Raw genomic sequence first — 20,968 nt, 5'->3', positions numbered from 1 at the left:
ATAAAATATATACTCATATATATTATATAGTATATTTAAATAATCATTAAAACCACCTACGCTATAATAACTATCTTTTTACGTCATCAAAAAAACGAACTTAAAAATAAGCTCGTTTATGAAACATAATATCTTGATAAAATATCTTTTGCTTTTGTAATTAGATCTTGATCACTACTTATTGCAACTACCTTTAAAAAGCACTGTGTTGATTCTTTAAATTTAGACATATTCATATACGCTATTCCTTGATTATATTTAGAATAATCAGGTTTTATATTTAATTCATAACTATGTTCAAAATCGGTAACGGCATTTTGATACTGCTGTTTATTTAAATAAATTATTCCTCGATTATAATAACAGTTACCACTCTCTAGTTTATGATCAATTGATTTACTATAGTAAGTAATTGCTTCATCATAATTTTCGATTAAATTATAACAATTTGCTAATACAAAATACTGACTAGCATCATTTGTTTTTTCTAAATAAATTAATAAATATTTAATTGTTTGTAAATAATCATTCTGATTATAATATTCATATGCTAAATATTTGTAATAGTCATTAACAAAATTACCGTTTTCATCTAAAAATTTAGATTTAGCTAATTCTTCCCCTCTATTATTTAAATACTGATCACAACCATTAATCATTGCCAATACACTTTCATCTTGATTATTGCTTAATAATAAATACTCTTTTGCTTTTTGATAATCTTCATTTAAATAACTAGCATAGCCCATCAATAAATAAATCTCACTACTTTTTTCATTAATTAAATTATAATATTCCAAAGCCTTTGGATACTTACCCTTTTGATAATAACAATTAGCTACTATTGTTGCTAAAGCATCACTTGGTTTACTTTGATATGATTTTAAAGCATCCTTTAAAATTTCATCATATTTTTTGTTAAAGTAGCCAGCTTGTAGATAAAGTAAATAATTTTCTTCATTATTATTTAACTGATATAATTTTTGTGCCCATTGATAAGCTTTATCGTATTTTTCAATTTGCATATAAGTATTTTGTAATAATTTGATAATACTTTCTTGTTCTAATTTTAATTTTAATGAATTTTCAAAATCAGCTATCGCTTTTTCATAATTATTTTTTGATAAATATAAATTCCCCCGGTCATTAAAATAAGCAGTATCCTGATTATTTAATTTAATTAGATTTGTATAATCGTTAATCATTGCATCTATATCTATCAAGCTCTGATTGATCGTCACACGTAATTGATAATTTTTTTCATTCTTCACATAACTAATAGCTTTATCTATATACATAAGAGCTTTAGAAAACGCTTGACGCTGATATTCTATTACACTTTTTCCATAGTATTTATCACTGAGCATTTGAAGTTTGTTCTGTTTCTTTTTTTCTTCATTATGCTGATATATAAAAATTGTTGATAATATAATTGAAATAACTATCCCGTAAATTAATTTTTTTTTCAATGATATTTGGATTTTGTTCTTCATTAATCTTTCCCCTGCTTCTTATATGTACAATAAACAATCTTTACCAAAAATTATATCATTTAAATTATTTATAAGCTATTAACACTAAAACATTTTACGTATTAAAAGTACTCTTCTTACGATAACTTGCTTTCATAGTTAAACAAATGCTAAAAATTAAAATCTCATGCACTTAACATCAAACTGTTTAATACACGAAATAAATAATAATCCAGTTCATTTCCAATCTATCATTGATTTGATGCTATGTTCATAGACTAACATAACACCAATGATGATTAATATTCTTAATCTTTTAAATTGACCCCTTAAAATGATTATCTTAATCATTACTACATCATACAACATGTTCTAAAGGCCTTCCATAATAAAAATTTCTTTACACTGCTTATAGCCTTGTTATACTATTACACTTAAATATATTGTACCATCTTATCTTCTCAGATATAGTTTCTATTCGTTAAATCAGACGTTTATATCCAGCTTCATTTCATTCACACTTTAAGATATACACTTATCTTTAGCTAGTAATCAGTAGCAAGAAATCTCTACAGTTGGATTTTTACCACTTAGTTTTAAGTTTATCATTAATATAGGGCAACAAAAAAGGTTTACAGAATAAACTGTAAACCTTTTATATAAAATTAACCCTTCATTTGAGCAGCTACTTCTTCAGCAAAGTTTTCTTCTCTTTTTTCCATTCCTTCACCAACTTGGAATCTTACCATACTTAAAACTTTACCTTCACCTAAGAATTTAGCTACAGTTTCATCAGGATTTTTAATAAATTCCTGATCAACCAAACACATTTCTTTTAAGTTTTTATTTAATCTACCTTCAACCATTTTTTCAATAATATTTTCTGGTTTAGGTTTAGCAGCTTGAGCATTTTCTTCCATTGCTTGAGCTTTTAATACTGCTAATTCATGATCCAATACTTCTTGAGGAATAGCAGTTCTATCAATATATTGAGGATTTGAAGCAGCGACATGCATAGCAATATCACGAGCTTTTTCAGCAGTAGAATTAGCAACTTTAACGATAGCTGTCATTTTTCCACCCATATGAGAATAAGCACCGAATACTTCATCAGCTTCTTTAGTTAATACTTCAAATCTTCTAAGACTTAATTTTTCACCAATTTTACCGCTAGCTTCTGCAATAACTGTTTCTAAATTTTTACCATCTAGTTCAATATTTAATGCTGCAGTTAAATCAGCTGGTTTGTTAGATGCGATAGTTTCACAAATCATTTTAACTAAACCTTGGAATTCCGCGTTTTTAGCAACGAAATCTGTTTCAGAATTTACTTCAACGATTGCCGCAGTATCTCCATCTACTACAAAAGCTGATAATCCTTCTGCAGCAATACGATCAGCTTTTTTAGCAGCTTTAGCGATTCCTTTTTCTCTTAACCAGTCAAATGATTTTTCAATATCACCATCACAAGCTTCCAAAGCTTTTTTACAGTCCATCATTCCAGCACCAGTTTTTTCACGTAATTCTTTTACTAATTTTGCACTAATTGCCATTTTATTATCTCCTTTATGTATTTTTATTTAAAAAGGAAAAGCCATGCTTTCCCTTATTCTACAGAATTATTTTTCAGTTCCAGCTGTGTTATCTTTATTTGGTCTTGGAGCATTGTTTCTTCTAGGATTAGGTCTTCCACCTTTATTTCTAGGAGCTCTTCTTTGATTGTTTTCAACTGAAGTGATTGCATCATTCATAGACACTTCTTTATCATCTTCATCTTTAATATACGCTACAGTTAAAGGTTCATTTTTAGCTTCACAGATTGCATCAGCCATTGCAGCAACAATTAATTTAACAGCTCTGATTGCATCATCATTAGCTGGGATAACATAATCAACTTCATCAGGATCACAGTTAGTATCAACGATACCAAATACAGGAATTCCTAAGATTCTTGCTTCAGCAACTGCATTATGTTCAGCTTTTGGATCAACAACGAATAAAGCATTAGGTAATCTTCTCATTTCTTTGATACCACCTAAGTTCTTTTCTAACTTAGCTGCTTCTTTTTTAAGTAAAATAACTTCTTTTTTAGGCAATACTTCAAAAGTACCATCAGCTTCCATTTTTTCTAATTCAATTAATCTTCTAATTCTTTTTTGAATTGTTTTAAAGTTTGTTAAAGTTCCCCCTAACCAGCGAGAATTAACATAGAAACTTTCTGAACGGATTGCTTCTTCTTTTACAGCTTCTTGAGCTTGTTTTTTAGTACCAACAAATAATACTTTTCCACCCTTAGCAGCGATTTCATTCATTGCTTTATAAGCTTCATCAATTTTTTTAGATGATTTTTGTAAATCAATAATGTAAATTCCATTTCTTGCTGTAAAGATGTATGGAGCCATTTTAGGATTCCATCTTTTTGTTTGATGTCCAAAATGAACACCTACTTCTAATAATTTTTTCATTGAAATTACTGACATTGTAACTTCCTCCTTTTTGTTTTTCCTCCATTATTTCGAACACTTATCACCCAAGCAGGCACTAGATAAGTGAATTCATAATGTGTGTATTTTTCATACCTGACATATTTTATCATAAAAAAGCGAGCTATACAAGCATTTTTTTGATTTTCATACTTTTTCTTTACTTCGTGGATGCGCATTCAAATACACCTCTTTTAAATGATCTTTTGTAATATGAGTATATATTTGTGTTGTAGCTAAATTTTCATGTCCTAAAAGTTCCTGCACCGTTCTAATATCAGCTCCTGCATTTAATAAATGCGTTGCAAAAGAATGACGAATAGTATGAGGATGTATCTTTTTAGTTGAATCATATTGTCGAGTTACCCGATCAACGATATCTTCAACTCCACGATTTGTTAGGGGATTACCAAATTTATTAACAAAAACAAAACTGTGACCCTCATTTTTAATCATTAAATTTGTACGAGCATCTTCAATATACCTTATCAGCCAATCACGAGCATATTCATGAAATGGAACATAACGATCTTTATTTCCTTTTCCATGAATCAATAAAATCATTTGATCAAGGTCAATATTAGATATTTGCAGATTAACAACTTCTGAACATCGCAACCCTGAAGCATACATCAATTCTAACATTGCTTTATTGCGAATACCTAAATCATCTTTGGTTTCAATGCTTTCCAATAAATCAATCATCTCTTCTAAAAAAAGAAAATCGGGATTACGCTGAATTGTTTTTTGGGACTCAATCAATAAAAATGGATTATCCGCAATTAATTCTTCTTTTAACAGATAGTTAAAAAAACTACGTAAAGCACTCAATTTATGATTGATTGATGTTTTAGCTAAATTTTCTTCATATAATTTTGTTAAATAACCTCGTAACATCAAATAACTAACATCATTATAATCCTCAATTGCTTCTTGATTTAAAAAACAAATAAAATGCTTGATTTGACGATTATATGATTCAATTGTTTTAATTGAATAATGTCGTTGATATTGAAGATATTCAAGATATTGATTGGCTAGTTTATCCAAGTTCATTTTCATTCACAAATTTTTTCATTGTATCTAATGCCCGAGTAGCGTAAGCTTCTTTCCGTTCTTTCTTTTTTATACGAACCGGAAAATCGGGTAAAATTCCAAAATTTGCTTTCATTGGCTGAAAATTATCACTAGAAGCATTTGTAATATATTTAGCTAAAGAACCCATAACTGTCTCATCAGGAAAAACCAGCATCTCTTTATCTTCTAACATCCTTACCATATTCATCCCTGCTACCATTCCACTTTGGGCAGATTCCACATATCCTTCAACACCAGTAATTTGACCAGCCATAAATATATCTGGATAAGTCTTTAGCTGATATGTATTCAATAAATGTTTAGGTGAACATATAAAACTATTTCGATGCATTACTCCATAACGAACAAAACTTGCATTTTCAAGTCCTGGAATCATTTGAATGATTCTTTTTTGTTCTGGCCAGGTAAGATGGGTTTGAAAACCGACAATATTATATAAACTCGCTTGAACATTATCTTGGCGTAATTGTACTACAGCATATGGTCGTGTTCCATCAGGAGCGGTTAATCCAACAGGTTTCATTGGGCCAAATAATAAAGTCTGTTTCCCTCGTCTAGCCATTTCTTCAAAAGGCATGCAGCCTTCAAAAAATTTTTCTTCAAAATCTTTTGATTTTACTACTTTTGCATTAATCAATGCATCATAAAAAATTTCAAACTGTTCTTCATTCATTGGACAATTTATGTATTCGTTATCCCCCTTATCATAACGCGATTTATAATAAGCAATATCAAAGTTAATACTTTCTTTGGTAACGATTGGCGCTGCAGCATCAAAAAAGTAAAAATAATCTTCACCCAATTTATCCTTTATTGCATTAGATAAGCTATCACTAGTTAAAGGCCCAGAAGCAATAATCGTCTTACCCTCCGGAAATTCTGTCACTTCTTCGTGAATTACCTCTACTAGGGGATGATTAACAATATAATCTGTTATCGCCTTTGAAAAATTATCACGATCTACTGCTAATGCTCCTCCAGCTGGAACTTGGTGCATTCTTGCAAATTTAATAACGATACTATCCATCATCTCCATTTCTGCTTTTAAAACTCCTACAGCATTACCTGTTCCATCAGCTCGTAAAGAGTTTGAACAAACTAATTCAGCAAAATTTTCACTATGGTGTGCTGGTGTCATTTTTTTAGGACGCATTTCATATAAACGCACTTTATATCCTCTTTTTACTAATTGATGACAAGCTTCTACACCAGCTAATCCTGCCCCAATTATATTTACTATTTTTTCCATTTTTTATCACCTTCTATAGTTTATCATTTCTAATTTGAAAACAAAAGTAGAACTTTACGTTCTACTTAATTATTGTTTTACATTTTGGATAATTCGAACAGGCCTTAAATTCACCCCAACGTCCCTGCTTAATTACAACTGGCGCTCCACAATTAGGACATGTTTCATCAGTCATAACAGGTTCCTTTTTCTTTGAATTTTTAATATATTTACATTCTGGATAATTCGAACATGCTTCAAAGCGTCCAAAACGACCATTTTTAAAGACCATCTTACTGCCACATTTAGGACAATCTTCACCAGTATACTCAATCTCTACAGGATCTTTTTTTACATATTTGCATTCTGGATAATTTTCACAAGCTACAAAAGTTCCATAACGTCCTTTGCGCTCAACTAGATCATGGCCACATTCAGGACACTGCTCACCTGTTTTCTTTGGAGCAATGACCTCCATCTTATCATAAGCATTATCTAACAATGGTTGAAAGATATCCATAAAACTTTGCAAAGCACTAACATAATCATCTTCACCTTCAGCAATATCATCTAATTCATGCTCCATTTTAGCAGTATATTCAACATTGATAATATCATTAAAGTATTGAGTCAAACGATCACTTGTTAAAATACCCGATTCAGTTGGTTTAAAGGCTTTTTCAATCAATTCGACATATCCTCTAGTTTGAATCGTATCAATAATCATTGCATACGTACTTGGACGCCCAATTCCCAATTCTTCCATTTCTTTTATCAATTTAGCTTCACTATATCGAGCTGGCGGTTTAGTAAAATGTTGACTCTTTTCAATTTTCTTACTTTCCAGCATTTCTTTTTCCGAAAGCATTGGTAATAATTCATTACTTTGCTTTTCATAATCACCATAGATCCTTAGATATCCATCAAATTTAATTACTGAACCACTAGTCTTGAATTCATAACCATTATTCATCATAGAAACAGAAGTTGCATCAAATTTAGCAGGTGCCATTAATGAAGCCATAGCCCGAGCATAGATTAAAGCATACAATTTATACTCTTCCGGCTTTAAAAATTCTTTCACACTTTCTGGTGTTCTTAATGCACTTGTAGGACGAATCCCTTCATGAGCATCTTGAACATTTTCAGTCTTTTTACTAACTTTTACTTTACCAACATAATCTTTACCATATTTTTCATTAATGTATTCTTGAGCACTACTTACAAATGAATCAGATAACCTTGTTGAATCTGTACGCATATACGTAATCAAACCAACAGTTTCATCCTCTAATGTTATCCCTTCATAAAGTTTTTGAGCAATTGACATCGTTCTTCTTGCCTTATAACCAAGTTTAGATGAAGCTTCTTGCTGTAATGTAGATGTAATAAAAGGAGGTTTTGATTCTCTTTTCTTAGTAGTCTTTTTTACATTTGTAATTTCAAATTCTTTATTTAAAGATTCATAAATCGCACTTGCTTCTTCGCCATTTTTAATTTCTAATTTCTTATTATTATATTTAGCAAGCTCACCAGTAAATTCAATTTCGTCTTTTTCAAACTCAGCTTTGATCTTCCAATATTCTTGAGGAACAAAAGCTTCAATCTCACGTTCTTTTTCAACAATCAAACGCAAAGCAACAGACTGAACACGTCCAGCACTTTTAGATTTAATCTTTTTTTGTAATAATTTTGATAATTTAAATCCAATGATTCGATCAAGAACTCTTCTTGTTTCCTGTGATTTAACTAAATTTTGATCAATTTTACGAGGATGACTCAAGGCATCAACTACTGCATCTTTAGTTACCTCATTAAAAACGACCCGATTTTCTTTATCCATATCAACATTTAACACTTGTGCTAAATGCCATGATATCGCTTCGCCCTCACGATCAGGGTCAGTTGCTAAATATATATCGTCCGACTCTTTTACTAATTGTTTTAATTCTTTAACAACATCGCGTTTATCTTTATTTATTACATACTTAGGTGTAAATTTATTTTCAACATCTACTCCTAATCCCTCTTTTCCAGAGGTAGCCAAATCCCTAACATGACCTTTTGAGGAAGTAACAATATAATCACTTCCTAAATATTTTTCAATTGTTTTGGATTTTGATGGCGATTCGACAATAACTATTTTTTTGCTCATTTCATTTCCTCCACACGAATAACACAATTATTAGTGTTTTTTATTCTTTTGTCAATAAAAATTTAAAAAAAGTATTTAATCATCAATAATATCATTTATATTCATAACCAATTTTGCACCTTGCTGAATCAAATGGTTACACCCCAAAGCATCATCTATTCTACCAGGAATACAATAAATATCTTTTCCTTGCTCTAAAGCATGGCCAACTGTAATCATTGTTCCGCTATGTTTATTTGCTTCGGTTACTAATATAGATTCACTCAACCCTGAAATTATGCGGTTTCTTCGAGGAAAATTAATTTTCTTTGGTACTAAATTACCAGGATATTCGCTAATAACCAACTGATTATTTTTCATTGCCTGATATACTGACTTGTTTTTTAATGGATAGCAATAATCGATCCCACTACCTAGAACTGCAATTGTTTTACCTAGATTGTTCATTGCACTTTTATGTGCGATTACATCTATTCCCAAAGCCAAACCACTTACAATTGTATAATTTTCTTTGGTTAAGCTGGCCACCATTACTTTTGTCACTTCGATTCCATAGTCGCTAGGGTGACGCATCCCTATAACACCAATACACTTAGTAGCAGTCAACGTTAAATCACCATAATAGAATAAGACAAATGGTGGACAGCTGATTTCTTTTAATGAACTAGGATAATCTTCTGATATTATGGTTGTATATTGCGATTTTAAACTTTTTAATAACTTTTCCTTTAATAAATTATCTACTTTTTCTTTTCGCTCCAAAGCTTGATATATTTTATCAAAGTCTCCTTGATATTTTAACGAAAAATATAATAGAATTTCCTCCATTACTTATCACCTCATTATCTTTTACCTCAACAAATCCGTGATTACTGCAAAAAAATAAACAAATGTCATTTTTATAAATCAAATGACATTTGTTTATTAAGAATTCTTTGAACAGGTGCAAAAGATTTACGATGAATTGGGCAAACTCCATATTTTTCAATCGCTTCTTTATGCATCTTGGTAACATAGCCCTTGTGCTTATCAAAACCATATTCAGGATATATCTTTGCATATTCCTTCATTAATTTATCTCTTGTTACTTTAGCTAAGATACTTGCTGCACCAATTGAAATACTTTTGGCATCACCTTTAATAATTGCTTCATGATGTATATAATTTAAGGGCATGGCATCACTTAACGCAAACATATTTTCACGTTTTAAATTTTCTAAACATCTTTCCATTCCCTGCTTACTTGCTTGATATACATTAAGTTCATCAACATCCTCAACACTTATGATTTCTATATCATAAGCTAAAGCATTATCAATCACTAGAGTATATAATTCCTCGCGTTTTTTCTCCGAAAGCTGTTTAGAATCATTGATTCTTTCATCATAAAAACCTTTTGGAAAAATAACGCCTGCAACTACCAGCTCACCAGCCATTGGTCCCCGACCCGCTTCATCTAAACCAATTATATAATCATAACCTTCTTGATAATATTTAGCCTCATATTCATAGCGTTTCATCTGGTCTCTCCCATGTTATCTCTCCCATACTGCCATCAAAAATATCATTAAAAAAAACTTCCATTACACGGTCATAATCAGTATAACCACGAACCGGTTTTATTTTACGATTTTTAGCAATATCATCATAGGCTTTTTCTACCCAATTATCATTAAAATCAATCTCAATTTCATAACGATCAGTCACTTTTTTTGGATAGACTGTTTCTAAATATTTAACCGCATATATAAATAGCTCATCTAATGGTAAAATATCTTGTTTAATCGATCCAATCAAAGCAATATTTCGAGCTATCTTGATATCTTCAAACCGTGGCCATAATACTCCTGGTGTGTCAAATAATTCAAAATCTTTATCAACACGAATAATTTGCTGTGCCTTAGTTACACCAGGACGATTACCTGTAACTGTTGCTTTACGCTTAGCTAAACGATTAATAAATGTGGATTTTCCAACATTTGGAATTCCTAACACCATCGCCCGCATCGCCCGTGGTTTTAATCCCCGTTTAGCTTCTCGTTCCATCTTTTCTTTTAAAATTTCTTTGCATACATTAATAACTAACTGATACTCATTAAAATTCTTCAAATTAACACATATTGCATCTATATTTTTCTTTTTAAAATATTCTATCCATCTAGCTGTTATTCTTTCATCAGCTAAATCCTTTTTAGTCATTACAATTAATCTTGGCTTGTTATTACAAATCTGATCAAACATTGGATTTTTAGAAGAAAGCGGTGCTCTTGCATCCACCAGTTCAATAACAATATCAATCAATTTTATCTTTTCACTAATTTCTCTTCGTGCTTTGGCCATGTGTCCAGGAAACCATTGAATCTGTTTTGACATACTTTACCTCCCTAACTAATAAACTTCATATTACTAAACGGATATATTATAATCCCTTTTTTACCAATAATATCGCTATATTTGAATGTTCCAAGTGTTCTTGAATCAGCGGAACGAAGTCGATTATCTCCAAGCACAAAAATTTCATCATCTTCTAAAGTAATTTCAAAATCATTAGTAAATAATTCTGTGCTATATCTTTCCTTTGCTTCTTCAATATATTTTTTATCTAGATAGTCCTCTGAATAATATGTACCATTGATATATAATTTATCATCTTTAAAAACAACTGTATCTCCTGGTAAACCAATTACTCGTTTAACAATATCTTTATCTAATTTATCACATCTTAAAACAATAATATCAAATCTTTTTATATCACTTTTACTTAAATATAAGGCATTTACAATAGCAGTATCTTTATCATGTAAAGTAGGATACATACTTTCCCCATCAACACGTACAGGAATTACAATTTTAGTAAAAACCACAGCAGCAATAGCTATAACCGCTATCATTTCAAGTGAAAACTTGATTAGTTCCTTATTCTTTGCCATTACAAAGCCTCCTACAAAGTTATTATCGAAATAGAAAAAGATATACCATCCAGTTCAACCTAATTAAAAAATTTTTCCATTACTAAAATAATATCTGCTTTTTTAATATTTGTAAACAGTTTTATTTTTATATTTATTATATTACAACCATAAAAACATCAATTTTTTATGGTTATAATACAAGATTTAAACATCAGCAAATATGATAATATAGACTTTTTAACTAAATATTTTTATAAATAATAATCATTAGTTTAATAAGATTAATGTCGTTTAAAAAATTATATCTATATATTTTTAATAAAAAAGAAACGGGTATCCGTTTCTTATTTTCTAATTTCTTTAATTCTAGCAGCTTTACCAGATAAACCACGTAAATAGTGAAGTTTAGCACGACGTACTTTACCAACTTTAACTACTTCAATATGATCAATAATTGGTGTATGTATAGGGAAAGTTCTTTCAACACCAACTTGATATGAGATTTTTCTTACTGTAAATGTTTCAGAAATACCGCTACCTTTTCTTGCAATACAAACCCCTTCAAATAACTGAATACGGAATTTGTCACCTTCTTTAATTTTTACAAATACTTTTAATGTGTCCCCAGCTTTAAATTGAGGAATATCATTTCTTAATTGTTTTTTAGTAATTTGTTCTACTAATTGTAAATTCATTTTTATTCTCCTTTAGCAAATTTGTCTTAAATGTTCATTCGATTAACCAGCGGAACATCTGCAGTCTCGCGACTTTTTTATTATAAAGAAATATATTGTAAAAATCAATCATTTTCTTTGATTTTTTTCATCATTTCTAAACTTTCTTTATCAAATTGATATGATCGTAATAAATCAGGTCTTTTTAAATAGGTTTTTTTCAATGACTGATACTTTCGCCATTTACGAATATTTTCATGATGTCCACTTAACAATACTTCTGGTACCGCATTTCCATCATAACATTGTGGACGAGTATATTGCGGATATTCTAATAATCCATGACTAAAAGAATCATCCTGATGACTATCCTCTTTTATTGCACCTTCAAGTAAACGAATAATAGCATCACTAACAACCATACTGCCTAATTCTCCACCTGTCAGCACATAATCACCAATCGATACTTCCATATCAACGTAATCTCTAATTCTTTCATCAAACCCTTCATAATGTCCACATATGATAATTAAATGCTTCTTATAAGATAACTCAACTGCTAAACCATGATTCAACGTTAAACCTTGAGGGGACATTAAAATGACAATACTATCATCAGTAATAAGAGTCTTTAAACATTCTATAATTGGTTCGCACATCAATACCATGCCCTGTCCACCACCATAAGGATAATCATCTACATGTTTATGCTTATCTTTAGAAAACTCTCTAAAATCATGTAATTTAACTTCAACAAGTTCCTTATCAATCGCTCTTTTTATGATTGAGGTATTTAAAAAACCAGTAAACATTTCTGGGAATAATGTTAAAATATCAATCTTCATCAATTAGCCCCTTAATCAATTCTACAGTGATTATCTTATTATCCATATCAACACTTTTAATAAAAGCATCTACATAAGGAATAGCAACATTTTTACCATTATGATCAATATTTAAGATATCATGGCGTCCATTATCATAAATTGATGTAACAGCTCCAATCATTTTACCATCTGTACTACTAACCTCTAATCCAATTAAATCATCATAAAAGTATTCATCATCATCCAACAACTCTTTATCCTTAAAACCATAAACAAAAGATCCAATAAACTTTTCAACTAAATTAATATCTTGATTATCTTTAAAAGAAATCAAATAATTACTCTTGTGAACTCTAGAAGAAACAATCTCTAACTCAATATCATTTTCTTGATATCTAACAATTAAAAAATTCCCTTTTTTAAATCTTTCCTCACTAAAATCACTACTAGACCTAATTTTAACTTCACCTTTTAAACCATGTGTTCCCACAATTTTACCAATCTTAATTTTATCCATTTTTCCTCCAAAAAAATAGATGTGCTATGCACATCTATCATTATTCATACGATTCAAACTTAATATCTAGTTTCTTATTAGTCTTACGACCAGCTACTGACATTAATTGTCTAATTGAATTAGCCATCATTCCTTTGCGACCAATTAATCTAGCAATATCAGATTGAGCCGAATACACATGCAAAACAACCACATTATCTTCTAAAGAAGGCATTTCACGCACTTCTAAATGCTCTTTGTCTTCAACTAATTCAATTGCGATATCTTTAAGAATCTTAGCATAATCCATAATTATTTACCTAATTTTGAATCAGCAAACTTTTTCATAATTCCTTGTTTAGATAATAAGTTTTTAACTGTATCTGATGGTTGTGCACCATTGTTTAACCATTTTAATACTTCTTCTTCTTTGATTGTAACTTGTGCAGGATTAGTACAAGGATTATAAGTTCCTAACATTTCGATAAAACGTCCATCTCTTGGAGCTCTAGAATCTGCTGCTACAATTCTATAGAAAGGAGCTTTCTTAGCACCCATTCTGATTAATCTTAATTTTACTGCCATTTATATTTCCTCCTAATTAATTTACTTGTACACTTTAACATATCATTTTAAAGGTGTCAAGTTTTTTTACTTGACACCTCAATTTATTTAAATATTAAATTTGTAATTACTAAAATCGACCTTGTTATTAAAACCATTATCCGTTTTTTAATAACCAAAAGATTAAACATTAATATCTAATCAGACAAAATAATGAATTAATAAGTTTATTTTTATCAGATTTACTTTACTGCCAATAAAAAAATTATAATTCAATAATCATTGAAAATACTTTATTATCATCTTTAATTTTAATCGACTTAATTGGTAATTTTGTTTCTTGCATATTATCATTTATCTTATAAAAATTAATCTTTCTATCTTTGCTCTTTACGGCTGCCAAAAAATTCCCTTTACTATTTAAATGACTAAAAATAATCTCATTTTTCTCTTCAATCTTATTTTTAACAACATAATTATCCTTATCAATTGTTAAATACCATATATTATCAATCATATCAATACTTACATTTTCAACATCATCAAGCAGCTTTATAATTTCTTCAGGAAAAGTATATATCTTCTGATTATTTATATCTTTTATTCCCTGATTACATAAATAATAAATATTATCATTTTCTATTAAAGAAACATGAGCTTCATAAGGATTTTCAAATGTCTCTACCGTTAATTCTTTACCACTTTCCTTATCTAAAATATGTGCCCTATGTATAGGAGCCATCTCATTTAAGCCATCAGTAAACAAAACAACGATATTCGAAGTCATCTTTGCATCAACTATTTGTTCCTCTACATCTAACATATCATAATGTTGTAATTCCTGATGTTTACGATCATATAAAATTGCCTCTAAATCATAAGATAACTTAGTTTCATCATGATAGCCTAAATTTCGGTGAATCAAATAATCATTTTCACATAGATTTAATTGCTCAATATTAGCTATACTTGTCTTAGCTATAGAAAAATCTTTTTTATCCTTATTATAAATTAAAATATCTTTATGATCCCCATACAAAAATATTTCTTTATCATCTTCTTGAATTCGTTGAATATAATTTTGATATTCTTGATTGCTAATAAGTTTTCCATCTTGGTCATATAAATCCATATACGCTTTAGGCTCATCTGTTTTTAAATTATGAGCATCATTATATATGATTATATATTTTGCTTCTTTATCATTGCTGCTACTTATACAACCAGTAATAAAAATAGCTGTAAGTATTAACAACAGTAATAATTTCTTCATAACTATTCCTCACTTATTAATTTTAAAACATATATTATTTACATTCTACCACAAAAACAGAAAAGATATCAGATATATACTGATATCTCAAATTTATTTTTTCTTTTTCTTTTTATGACGGACTTTTTTACGGTTTGGATCAAACATTTTAGTATTTTTAGGTTTTTGTGTTGGCATTCCTGTTTCAGGATCAAAATTCCCTAACATTTTCATCATTTTTTTAGATTCTTCAAATTGTTTTAATAAGCGATTAATTGCAGCAATGTCTTTTCCACATCCCTTTGCAATTCTTTCTTTTCGAGCTAGATTAATTACGCTAGGGTCACGTCGTTCTTCTTTTGTCATTGAAAAGATAATTGATTCAGTTTCTTTTAACTTACGATCTGAATCCTCATCATTAAGTTTAGGAATTTTAGGCATTCCAGGAATCATTTTTAACACTCCAGAAAGAGGTCCTAATTTTCTTATCTGCTGCATTTGTGAAAGCATATCATCAAGACCAAATTGCCCCGATTGCATTCGCTTATAAGTTCTCATCGTATCTTTTTCATCATAGACATCTTGAACTTTTTCTACTAAAGATACAACATCTCCCATTCCAAGAATACGATCAGCCATACGATCTGGATAAAATAAATCAATAGCATCTAATTTTTCACCAGTCCCAATAAATTTAATTGGTACATGGGTAATATGTCGAATAGATAAAGCTCCTCCACCACGAGAGTCCCCATCTAATTTTGTTAAAACTGCCCCTGTAATACTTAATTGTTCATTAAATGAACTTGCAACATTAACAATATCTTGTCCTGTAAGAGCATCTACTACCAAAAGGATTTCATGTGGATGTGCAATTTGTTTAATATTTGATAACTCTTTCATCAAAGGTTCATCAATATGTAAACGACCTGCAGTATCAATAATGATTACATCATTATTGTTTTCGCGGGCAAAACGCATTGCTTCTTCAACAATTGATTCAGCTGATTGAGAAGTTCCTTTTTCATAAACTGGAACATTTAACTGTTCACCTAATGTTTTCAACTGATCAACTGCAGCAGGACGATAAATATCAGCTGCTACCAGCAATGGTTTTTTCGCATGCTTTTTACTAATTAAATTAGCAATCTTACCAGCTGTAGTAGTTTTACCTGACCCTTGTAAACCAACCATCATAATAACAGTAGGTTTTTTATCGTAGTCAATTGTAGCAACACTAGTTCCTAATAATTCAACTAATTCATCATGAACTATCTTTACTACTACCTGTCCTGGTTTTAATGACCCTAAGACATCTTGTCCTAAAGCCTTTTCTTTAGTTGAAGCAATAAACTCTTTTACAACTTGAAAGTTTACATCCGCTTCTAATAATGCTAAACGAATCTCACTTAGCATTTCTTCCATATTTTTTTCTGTTAAACGCCCTTGTCCAGAGACTTTCTTTAATGTCCCCTGCAGACGTTCTGATAATGAATCAAAAGCCATAATTACCCCTTCCTATATCTTCCTTAGTAAATCTAAGTATTCTTCTATTTCTTTATGTTCACTAGATATATCTTCTTCAATTCTTTGAATTAAGTCAAGTCTTTCTTGATGTTTTTTCATTAATTCTAACTTTTCTTCATAATTTTCTAATAAATGCACCGCTTTTTTCAAATTATCAAAAACCGCATTACGACTAACATCTAATATTTCTGCAATTTCCGAAAGTGAATAATCATTATGATAATAATAATCTAAATATATCTGCTGTTTTTCTGTCAATAAATCACCATAACAATCCATCAATAAGTTTACTCTCTGTTTCTTTTCCAAACTAGATTCCATGTTACTCCTCTACTAAATTCTTACATAAACCATAAATATATTGATCTAAATCAAATTCTTGTAAATCATCAACCTTTTCACCTAGTCCAATAAATTTAACTGGTAAATTTAATTGATCTTTAATTGACAATACTATTCCACCTTTTGCAGTTCCATCCATTTTTGTTAAAACTAAGCCTGTTACATCAGTGATTTTTGAAAATTCAACTGCTTGACTAACACCATTTTGGCCCGTTGTCGCATCAATAACTAATAAAGTTTCATGAGGCGCATCAGGTACTTCACGTTTAATGATACGATTCATTTTTTCTAATTCCTTCATTAAATTGACTTTATTTTGTAAACGTCCAGCTGTATCACAAATCAAAACATCAACATTCTTTTCTTTAGCCTGCTTTAAAGCATCAAAGACTACTGCTGAAGGATCGCCACCTTCACGACCTTTAACAATTTCAACACCAACTCTTCCTGCCCAAACAGCTAATTGGTCAATTGCTCCTGCCCTAAAAGTATCTCCAGCTGCCACCATAACTTTCTTGCCTTCATCTTTGGTAATACGATTAGCTAATTTACCGATTGTAGTCGTTTTACCAGCACCATTTACTCCAACCATTAAAATTACTGTCAACCCTTCATCTGCATAATTTATTTTAGTTGTCATGACACTATCGTTTGCATAAATTACAAACATTTTATCAACAATTATTTCATTAATTTCTTTAGGACTGGTAATATTTTGTAAACGTACTTCATTTTTAATTTCATCAACGATCTTCATTACCATTGAAACTCCAACATCAGACATAATTAAAATATTTTCTAATTCTTCAAAATACTCATCATTGATTTCTCTAAATCTAGCTGCTAGTTCATTGATTCGATCAGAAAAAGTAGCATTTGAGCGATCTAGTCCTGCTACATACTTATCATTTTGCTTAGCTGACTTACCAACAAACTTCTCTTTAACCTTACTAAAAAATCCCATCTAAAATTCCTCCTAACTTGGATCAGTTAAATCAATTGCCTCTTCTAATTTAACGCTTACTAATTTAGTAACCCCTTTTTGTTGCATTGTTGCTCCATAAAGCAAATCACATTCCTCCATTGTTCCTTCACGATGCGTAACTACAATAAATTGGGTCGTTCCTGAAAACTCTTTTAGATACTTAGCAAACCTTTCAACATTTGCGATATCTAAAGCTGCTTCAACCTCATCTAAAATACACATTGGAATCGGTCTAACCCTTAATATTGCAAATAAGCATGATATAGCAATCAATGCCTTTTCACCACCAGAAAATAAAGTTATATTTTGCACTGCTTTACCTGGTGGCTGAACATCAATATCAATACCTGTCTCTAAAATATTTGCTGGATCAGTATACTTTATTTTAGCCTTTCCACCACCAAATAAACTCCTAAATACTGTATTAAATTCCAAATTTATTTTTTCAAAAGTATCAGAGAAACGCTCAACCATGATTTCATCCATTTCCCTAATTGCTTCTAAAATACTGTCTTGGGCTTGAATTAAATCAATTCGCTGACGATTCATATTTTCAAATCTTTCACTAACTGTTTTATATTCTTCAATAGCATCAATATTAACATTTCCCAATCTTGTTATTTTAGTTCGTAATTCATAAACTTCTAACTTAGCCTGTTCAACATTGATTTCTTCTTGATATTGTTCCACAGCATATTCATAAGTCATTCGATATTCATCATTTAAACGAGTTAAATGATTATTTAACATTGTTTCTAGTTTAGTTGCTTTAATAGCACTACTATTAACTTCATTTTGAACATCTTTTAAATCTTTACGATATTCTCTTAATTCTACATCTAAAGCCTCATTTTGATTAACATAAGACATCCTAAGTTCCCGTTTAGATTTAATTTCTTCAGTTAAATCATCCCGATATTTAATTGCTTCATTCAATTGATTTATTAATTTACTCTCAGTTTTACCACTTGCAAAATCCTCTAATTCTACACCTTGATCTGACAATGATTCGTATTCAGACTTCGCTTTAATTAACTCTTCTCTTTTGCCTTGTACAACAACCTCTAATTTTGCATAAGCCATCTGTTTTTGTAACAAAGCATGAGAGACTTCTTTAATTTCATTATCTAGTACATTATGCTCATTACGTTTACTTGCATATTCTTTTTCTTGCTTTTCTAAAGCAATAGCAACTTCTTCAAGTTCTCTTTTTTGAACCAAAGATGACTTACGTTTATTAAAACTACCACCAGTTAAAGAACCACCAACATTAACTACATCACCATCTAAGGAAACGATCTTATAACGAGAAAATGTTGCTTTACTGATCTCATTAGCTGCATCTATATTTTTAGCAACAATAATATTTCCTAATTGATTTAATACAATACTATTAATTTTATCATCGTAACTAACAAAATCACTAGCCACCCCAAGATAACCATCCATTGTCTTACTTACAATCAGATGTTCTTCACGAACCTCACGTGGCTTCATTGTACTAACCGGCAAAAAAGTTGCTCGACCAGCTTTATTATCACGTAAAAATTTAATTGTTTCACGTGCAGTTAAATCATCAGTTGTAACAATAAACTCTAGAGCTCCAGCTAAAGCAGAAGATATAGCCAGTTCATATCCTTCTTGAGTAGTAATCAAATCACCTAAAACACCAATAATATTCTTATTGCTTTTTGCAAGTGATAGGACTGTTTTAATTCCATGATGATAATTTGATTTATTTTCAACTGCATCGATTAGAATTTCTTTTCGTGACTTATTTTTATTAATTTCACTAGCTAAATATTCTATTTCCTCTTTTAATTTAGCCAATCGTTTATTTCTATTTCCTTGATTTTCAATTACTTCGTTTAACTCTTTTTCAGTATTTTCTAAACGTTCTACACGATCATTATACTCATTAACAATATCACTTAAAATAGCTTTCATATTAGCTATATTTTCTTGTAAATTTTCTTTACTTAGTGTTTCTAAAGCATGTTTTCTTTTTTGATCAACCTCTACTTTAGCAGTTTCTAATTTAGAAACATTAGATACAGCTTCTAATAATTTAGTTTGCAGCACATTAACTTCTTGATCTAACGAAAACATTTTTTTCTTTATTTCATCATTATTATTTTCTTTCAACTGAATATCAGTTTCCAAAGATATCTGTCGTTCATTTAAATCTTTTATTGATTTACTTAGTTCGTCAAGAGCTTTTTTAGCTTCACTTATTTCACTGATTAAAACATTAACTTCAATTGCAGTTAATTTATCTTTTAAAGCTAAATACTTCTCTGCTTTATCTTTCTGTCTTTTTAAGGGACCAACCTGTTTTTCTAACTCTACTACAATATCACCGATTCGTTCTAGATTTTCCTTAGTTCTTTCCAATTTACGAATTGACTCTAATTTACGCTTCTTATATTTAGAAACTCCCGCAGCTTCTTCAAAGATTCCTCTTCGTTCTTCTGGTTTACTATCAGCAAAACTAGAAATATTACCTTGTGAAATAATTGATAAAGAATCTCGACCTAACCCAGTATCCATAATCAAATCCACAATATCTTTCAAACGACATTGCTGTTTATTGATTAAATACTCAGCTTCATTATTCTGACGATAGAGGCGTCTTGTAATCTCTACTTCATTATAATCATATTTCATAAAACGGTCGCTATTATCAAAAACAAGTGTAACCTCGGCTAAATTTTGAGCACGACGATCTTCACTTCCTGCAAAAATGACATCAGACATATTAGCTCCACGTAACGATTTGACTGATTGTTCTCCAAGTACCCATCTAACAGCATCAGAGATATTTGATTTACCACAACCATTAGGTCCAACAATTCCTGTAATTCCTGGTTGGAATTCAACATTAACTTTATCGGCAAATGATTTAAAACCATGTAATTCAATTCTTTTTAAATACATTTATATCCCCTTTTCA

General features: G+C 30.2%; 20 protein-coding genes. All 20 read right to left on the bottom strand.

Annotated features, from left to right (window positions below; genetic code table 11):
• Window positions 1–116 precede the first annotated feature (116 nt).
• Window positions 117–1,493 (bottom strand): hypothetical protein, encoded by a 1,377-nt coding sequence (locus ACLR9T_RS00355; RefSeq protein ID WP_413107543.1) that lies wholly within the window; start codon window positions 1,491–1,493, stop codon window positions 117–119.
• A 644-nt stretch (window positions 1,494–2,137) separates the two neighbouring features.
• Entirely contained in the window at window positions 2,138–3,025 is an 888-nt protein-coding gene (gene tsf / locus ACLR9T_RS00350) for a translation elongation factor Ts (protein WP_413107542.1), read from the bottom strand.
• A gap of 66 nt (window positions 3,026–3,091) precedes the next feature.
• Window positions 3,092–3,952 (bottom strand): 30S ribosomal protein S2, encoded by an 861-nt coding sequence (rpsB, locus tag ACLR9T_RS00345; protein WP_413107541.1) that lies wholly within the window; start codon window positions 3,950–3,952, stop codon window positions 3,092–3,094.
• Window positions 3,953–4,102: 150 nt separating this feature from the next.
• Window positions 4,103–5,017, bottom strand: a complete 915-nt coding sequence (gene xerC, locus ACLR9T_RS00340; RefSeq protein WP_413107540.1) for a tyrosine recombinase XerC — start codon at window positions 5,015–5,017, stop codon at window positions 4,103–4,105.
• Window positions 4,998–6,302 carry a methylenetetrahydrofolate--tRNA-(uracil(54)-C(5))-methyltransferase (FADH(2)-oxidizing) TrmFO gene (gene trmFO / locus ACLR9T_RS00335; RefSeq protein ID WP_413107539.1) on the bottom strand — a complete coding sequence of 435 codons (1,305 nt, stop codon included), beginning with the start codon at window positions 6,300–6,302 and terminating at the stop codon, window positions 4,998–5,000. Before trmFO ends, xerC begins: the two co-directional genes overlap by 20 nt.
• Window positions 6,303–6,363: 61 nt before the next feature.
• Complete coding sequence (gene topA / locus ACLR9T_RS00330; protein WP_413107538.1) at window positions 6,364–8,436, bottom strand: type I DNA topoisomerase; 2,073 nt, start codon at window positions 8,434–8,436, stop codon at window positions 6,364–6,366.
• A gap of 75 nt (window positions 8,437–8,511) precedes the next feature.
• Complete coding sequence (dprA, locus tag ACLR9T_RS00325; RefSeq protein ID WP_413107537.1) at window positions 8,512–9,264, bottom strand: DNA-processing protein DprA; 753 nt, start codon at window positions 9,262–9,264, stop codon at window positions 8,512–8,514.
• A gap of 71 nt (window positions 9,265–9,335) precedes the next feature.
• Window positions 9,336–9,956 (bottom strand): ribonuclease HII, encoded by a 621-nt coding sequence (locus ACLR9T_RS00320; RefSeq protein WP_413107536.1) that lies wholly within the window; start codon window positions 9,954–9,956, stop codon window positions 9,336–9,338.
• The gene (gene ylqF, locus ACLR9T_RS00315; RefSeq protein ID WP_413107535.1) at window positions 9,943–10,809 is read right to left on the bottom strand and encodes a ribosome biogenesis GTPase YlqF; all 867 of its coding nucleotides are present in this window, start codon (window positions 10,807–10,809) and stop codon (window positions 9,943–9,945) included. Before ylqF ends, ACLR9T_RS00320 begins: the two co-directional genes overlap by 14 nt.
• Window positions 10,810–10,820: 11 nt before the next feature.
• Window positions 10,821–11,366 carry a signal peptidase I gene (gene lepB / locus ACLR9T_RS00310; RefSeq protein WP_413107534.1) on the bottom strand — a complete coding sequence of 182 codons (546 nt, stop codon included), beginning with the start codon at window positions 11,364–11,366 and terminating at the stop codon, window positions 10,821–10,823.
• A gap of 326 nt (window positions 11,367–11,692) precedes the next feature.
• On the bottom strand, window positions 11,693–12,043 hold the full coding sequence (gene rplS / locus ACLR9T_RS00305) for a 50S ribosomal protein L19 (protein ID WP_413107533.1): 351 nt from the start codon (window positions 12,041–12,043) through the stop codon (window positions 11,693–11,695).
• Between the two features lie 104 nt (window positions 12,044–12,147).
• Window positions 12,148–12,867, bottom strand: a complete 720-nt coding sequence (gene trmD / locus ACLR9T_RS00300) for a tRNA (guanosine(37)-N1)-methyltransferase TrmD (RefSeq protein ID WP_413107532.1) — start codon at window positions 12,865–12,867, stop codon at window positions 12,148–12,150.
• Complete coding sequence (gene rimM / locus ACLR9T_RS00295) at window positions 12,857–13,366, bottom strand: ribosome maturation factor RimM (RefSeq protein ID WP_413107531.1); 510 nt, start codon at window positions 13,364–13,366, stop codon at window positions 12,857–12,859. The genes trmD and rimM overlap by 11 nt, the downstream gene beginning before the upstream one ends.
• 40 nt (window positions 13,367–13,406) lie before the next feature.
• Window positions 13,407–13,655, bottom strand: coding sequence for a KH domain-containing protein (locus tag ACLR9T_RS00290; RefSeq protein WP_413107530.1), 249 nt, complete (start codon window positions 13,653–13,655; stop codon window positions 13,407–13,409).
• A gap of 2 nt (window positions 13,656–13,657) precedes the next feature.
• Window positions 13,658–13,930 (bottom strand): 30S ribosomal protein S16, encoded by a 273-nt coding sequence (rpsP, locus tag ACLR9T_RS00285; protein WP_172472670.1) that lies wholly within the window; start codon window positions 13,928–13,930, stop codon window positions 13,658–13,660.
• 244 nt (window positions 13,931–14,174) lie between these two features.
• Entirely contained in the window at window positions 14,175–15,182 is a 1,008-nt protein-coding gene (locus ACLR9T_RS00280) for a hypothetical protein (RefSeq protein WP_413107529.1), read from the bottom strand.
• Between the two features lie 93 nt (window positions 15,183–15,275).
• A complete protein-coding gene (gene ffh, locus ACLR9T_RS00275; protein WP_413107528.1) occupies window positions 15,276–16,667 on the bottom strand; it encodes a signal recognition particle protein in 1,392 nt (463 codons plus the stop codon).
• A 12-nt stretch (window positions 16,668–16,679) separates the two neighbouring features.
• Entirely contained in the window at window positions 16,680–17,009 is a 330-nt protein-coding gene (ylxM, locus tag ACLR9T_RS00270) for a YlxM family DNA-binding protein (protein WP_413107527.1), read from the bottom strand.
• A 1-nt stretch (window position 17,010) separates the two neighbouring features.
• Window positions 17,011–17,994, bottom strand: a complete 984-nt coding sequence (ftsY, locus tag ACLR9T_RS00265; protein ID WP_413107526.1) for a signal recognition particle-docking protein FtsY — start codon at window positions 17,992–17,994, stop codon at window positions 17,011–17,013.
• A gap of 12 nt (window positions 17,995–18,006) precedes the next feature.
• Window positions 18,007–20,952: a chromosome segregation protein SMC gene (locus ACLR9T_RS00260; protein WP_413107525.1), complete on the bottom strand. Its 2,946-nt coding sequence runs from the start codon at window positions 20,950–20,952 to the stop codon at window positions 18,007–18,009.
• Window positions 20,953–20,968 lie beyond the last annotated feature (16 nt).

The sequence above is a fragment of the Thomasclavelia sp. genome (assembly GCF_047249845.1).
GTDB lineage: Bacteria > Bacillota_I > Bacilli_A > Erysipelotrichales > Coprobacillaceae > Thomasclavelia.
The sequence above is the reverse complement of the archived record's forward strand: the minus strand, read 5'-3'. Positions and strand labels throughout refer to the sequence as shown.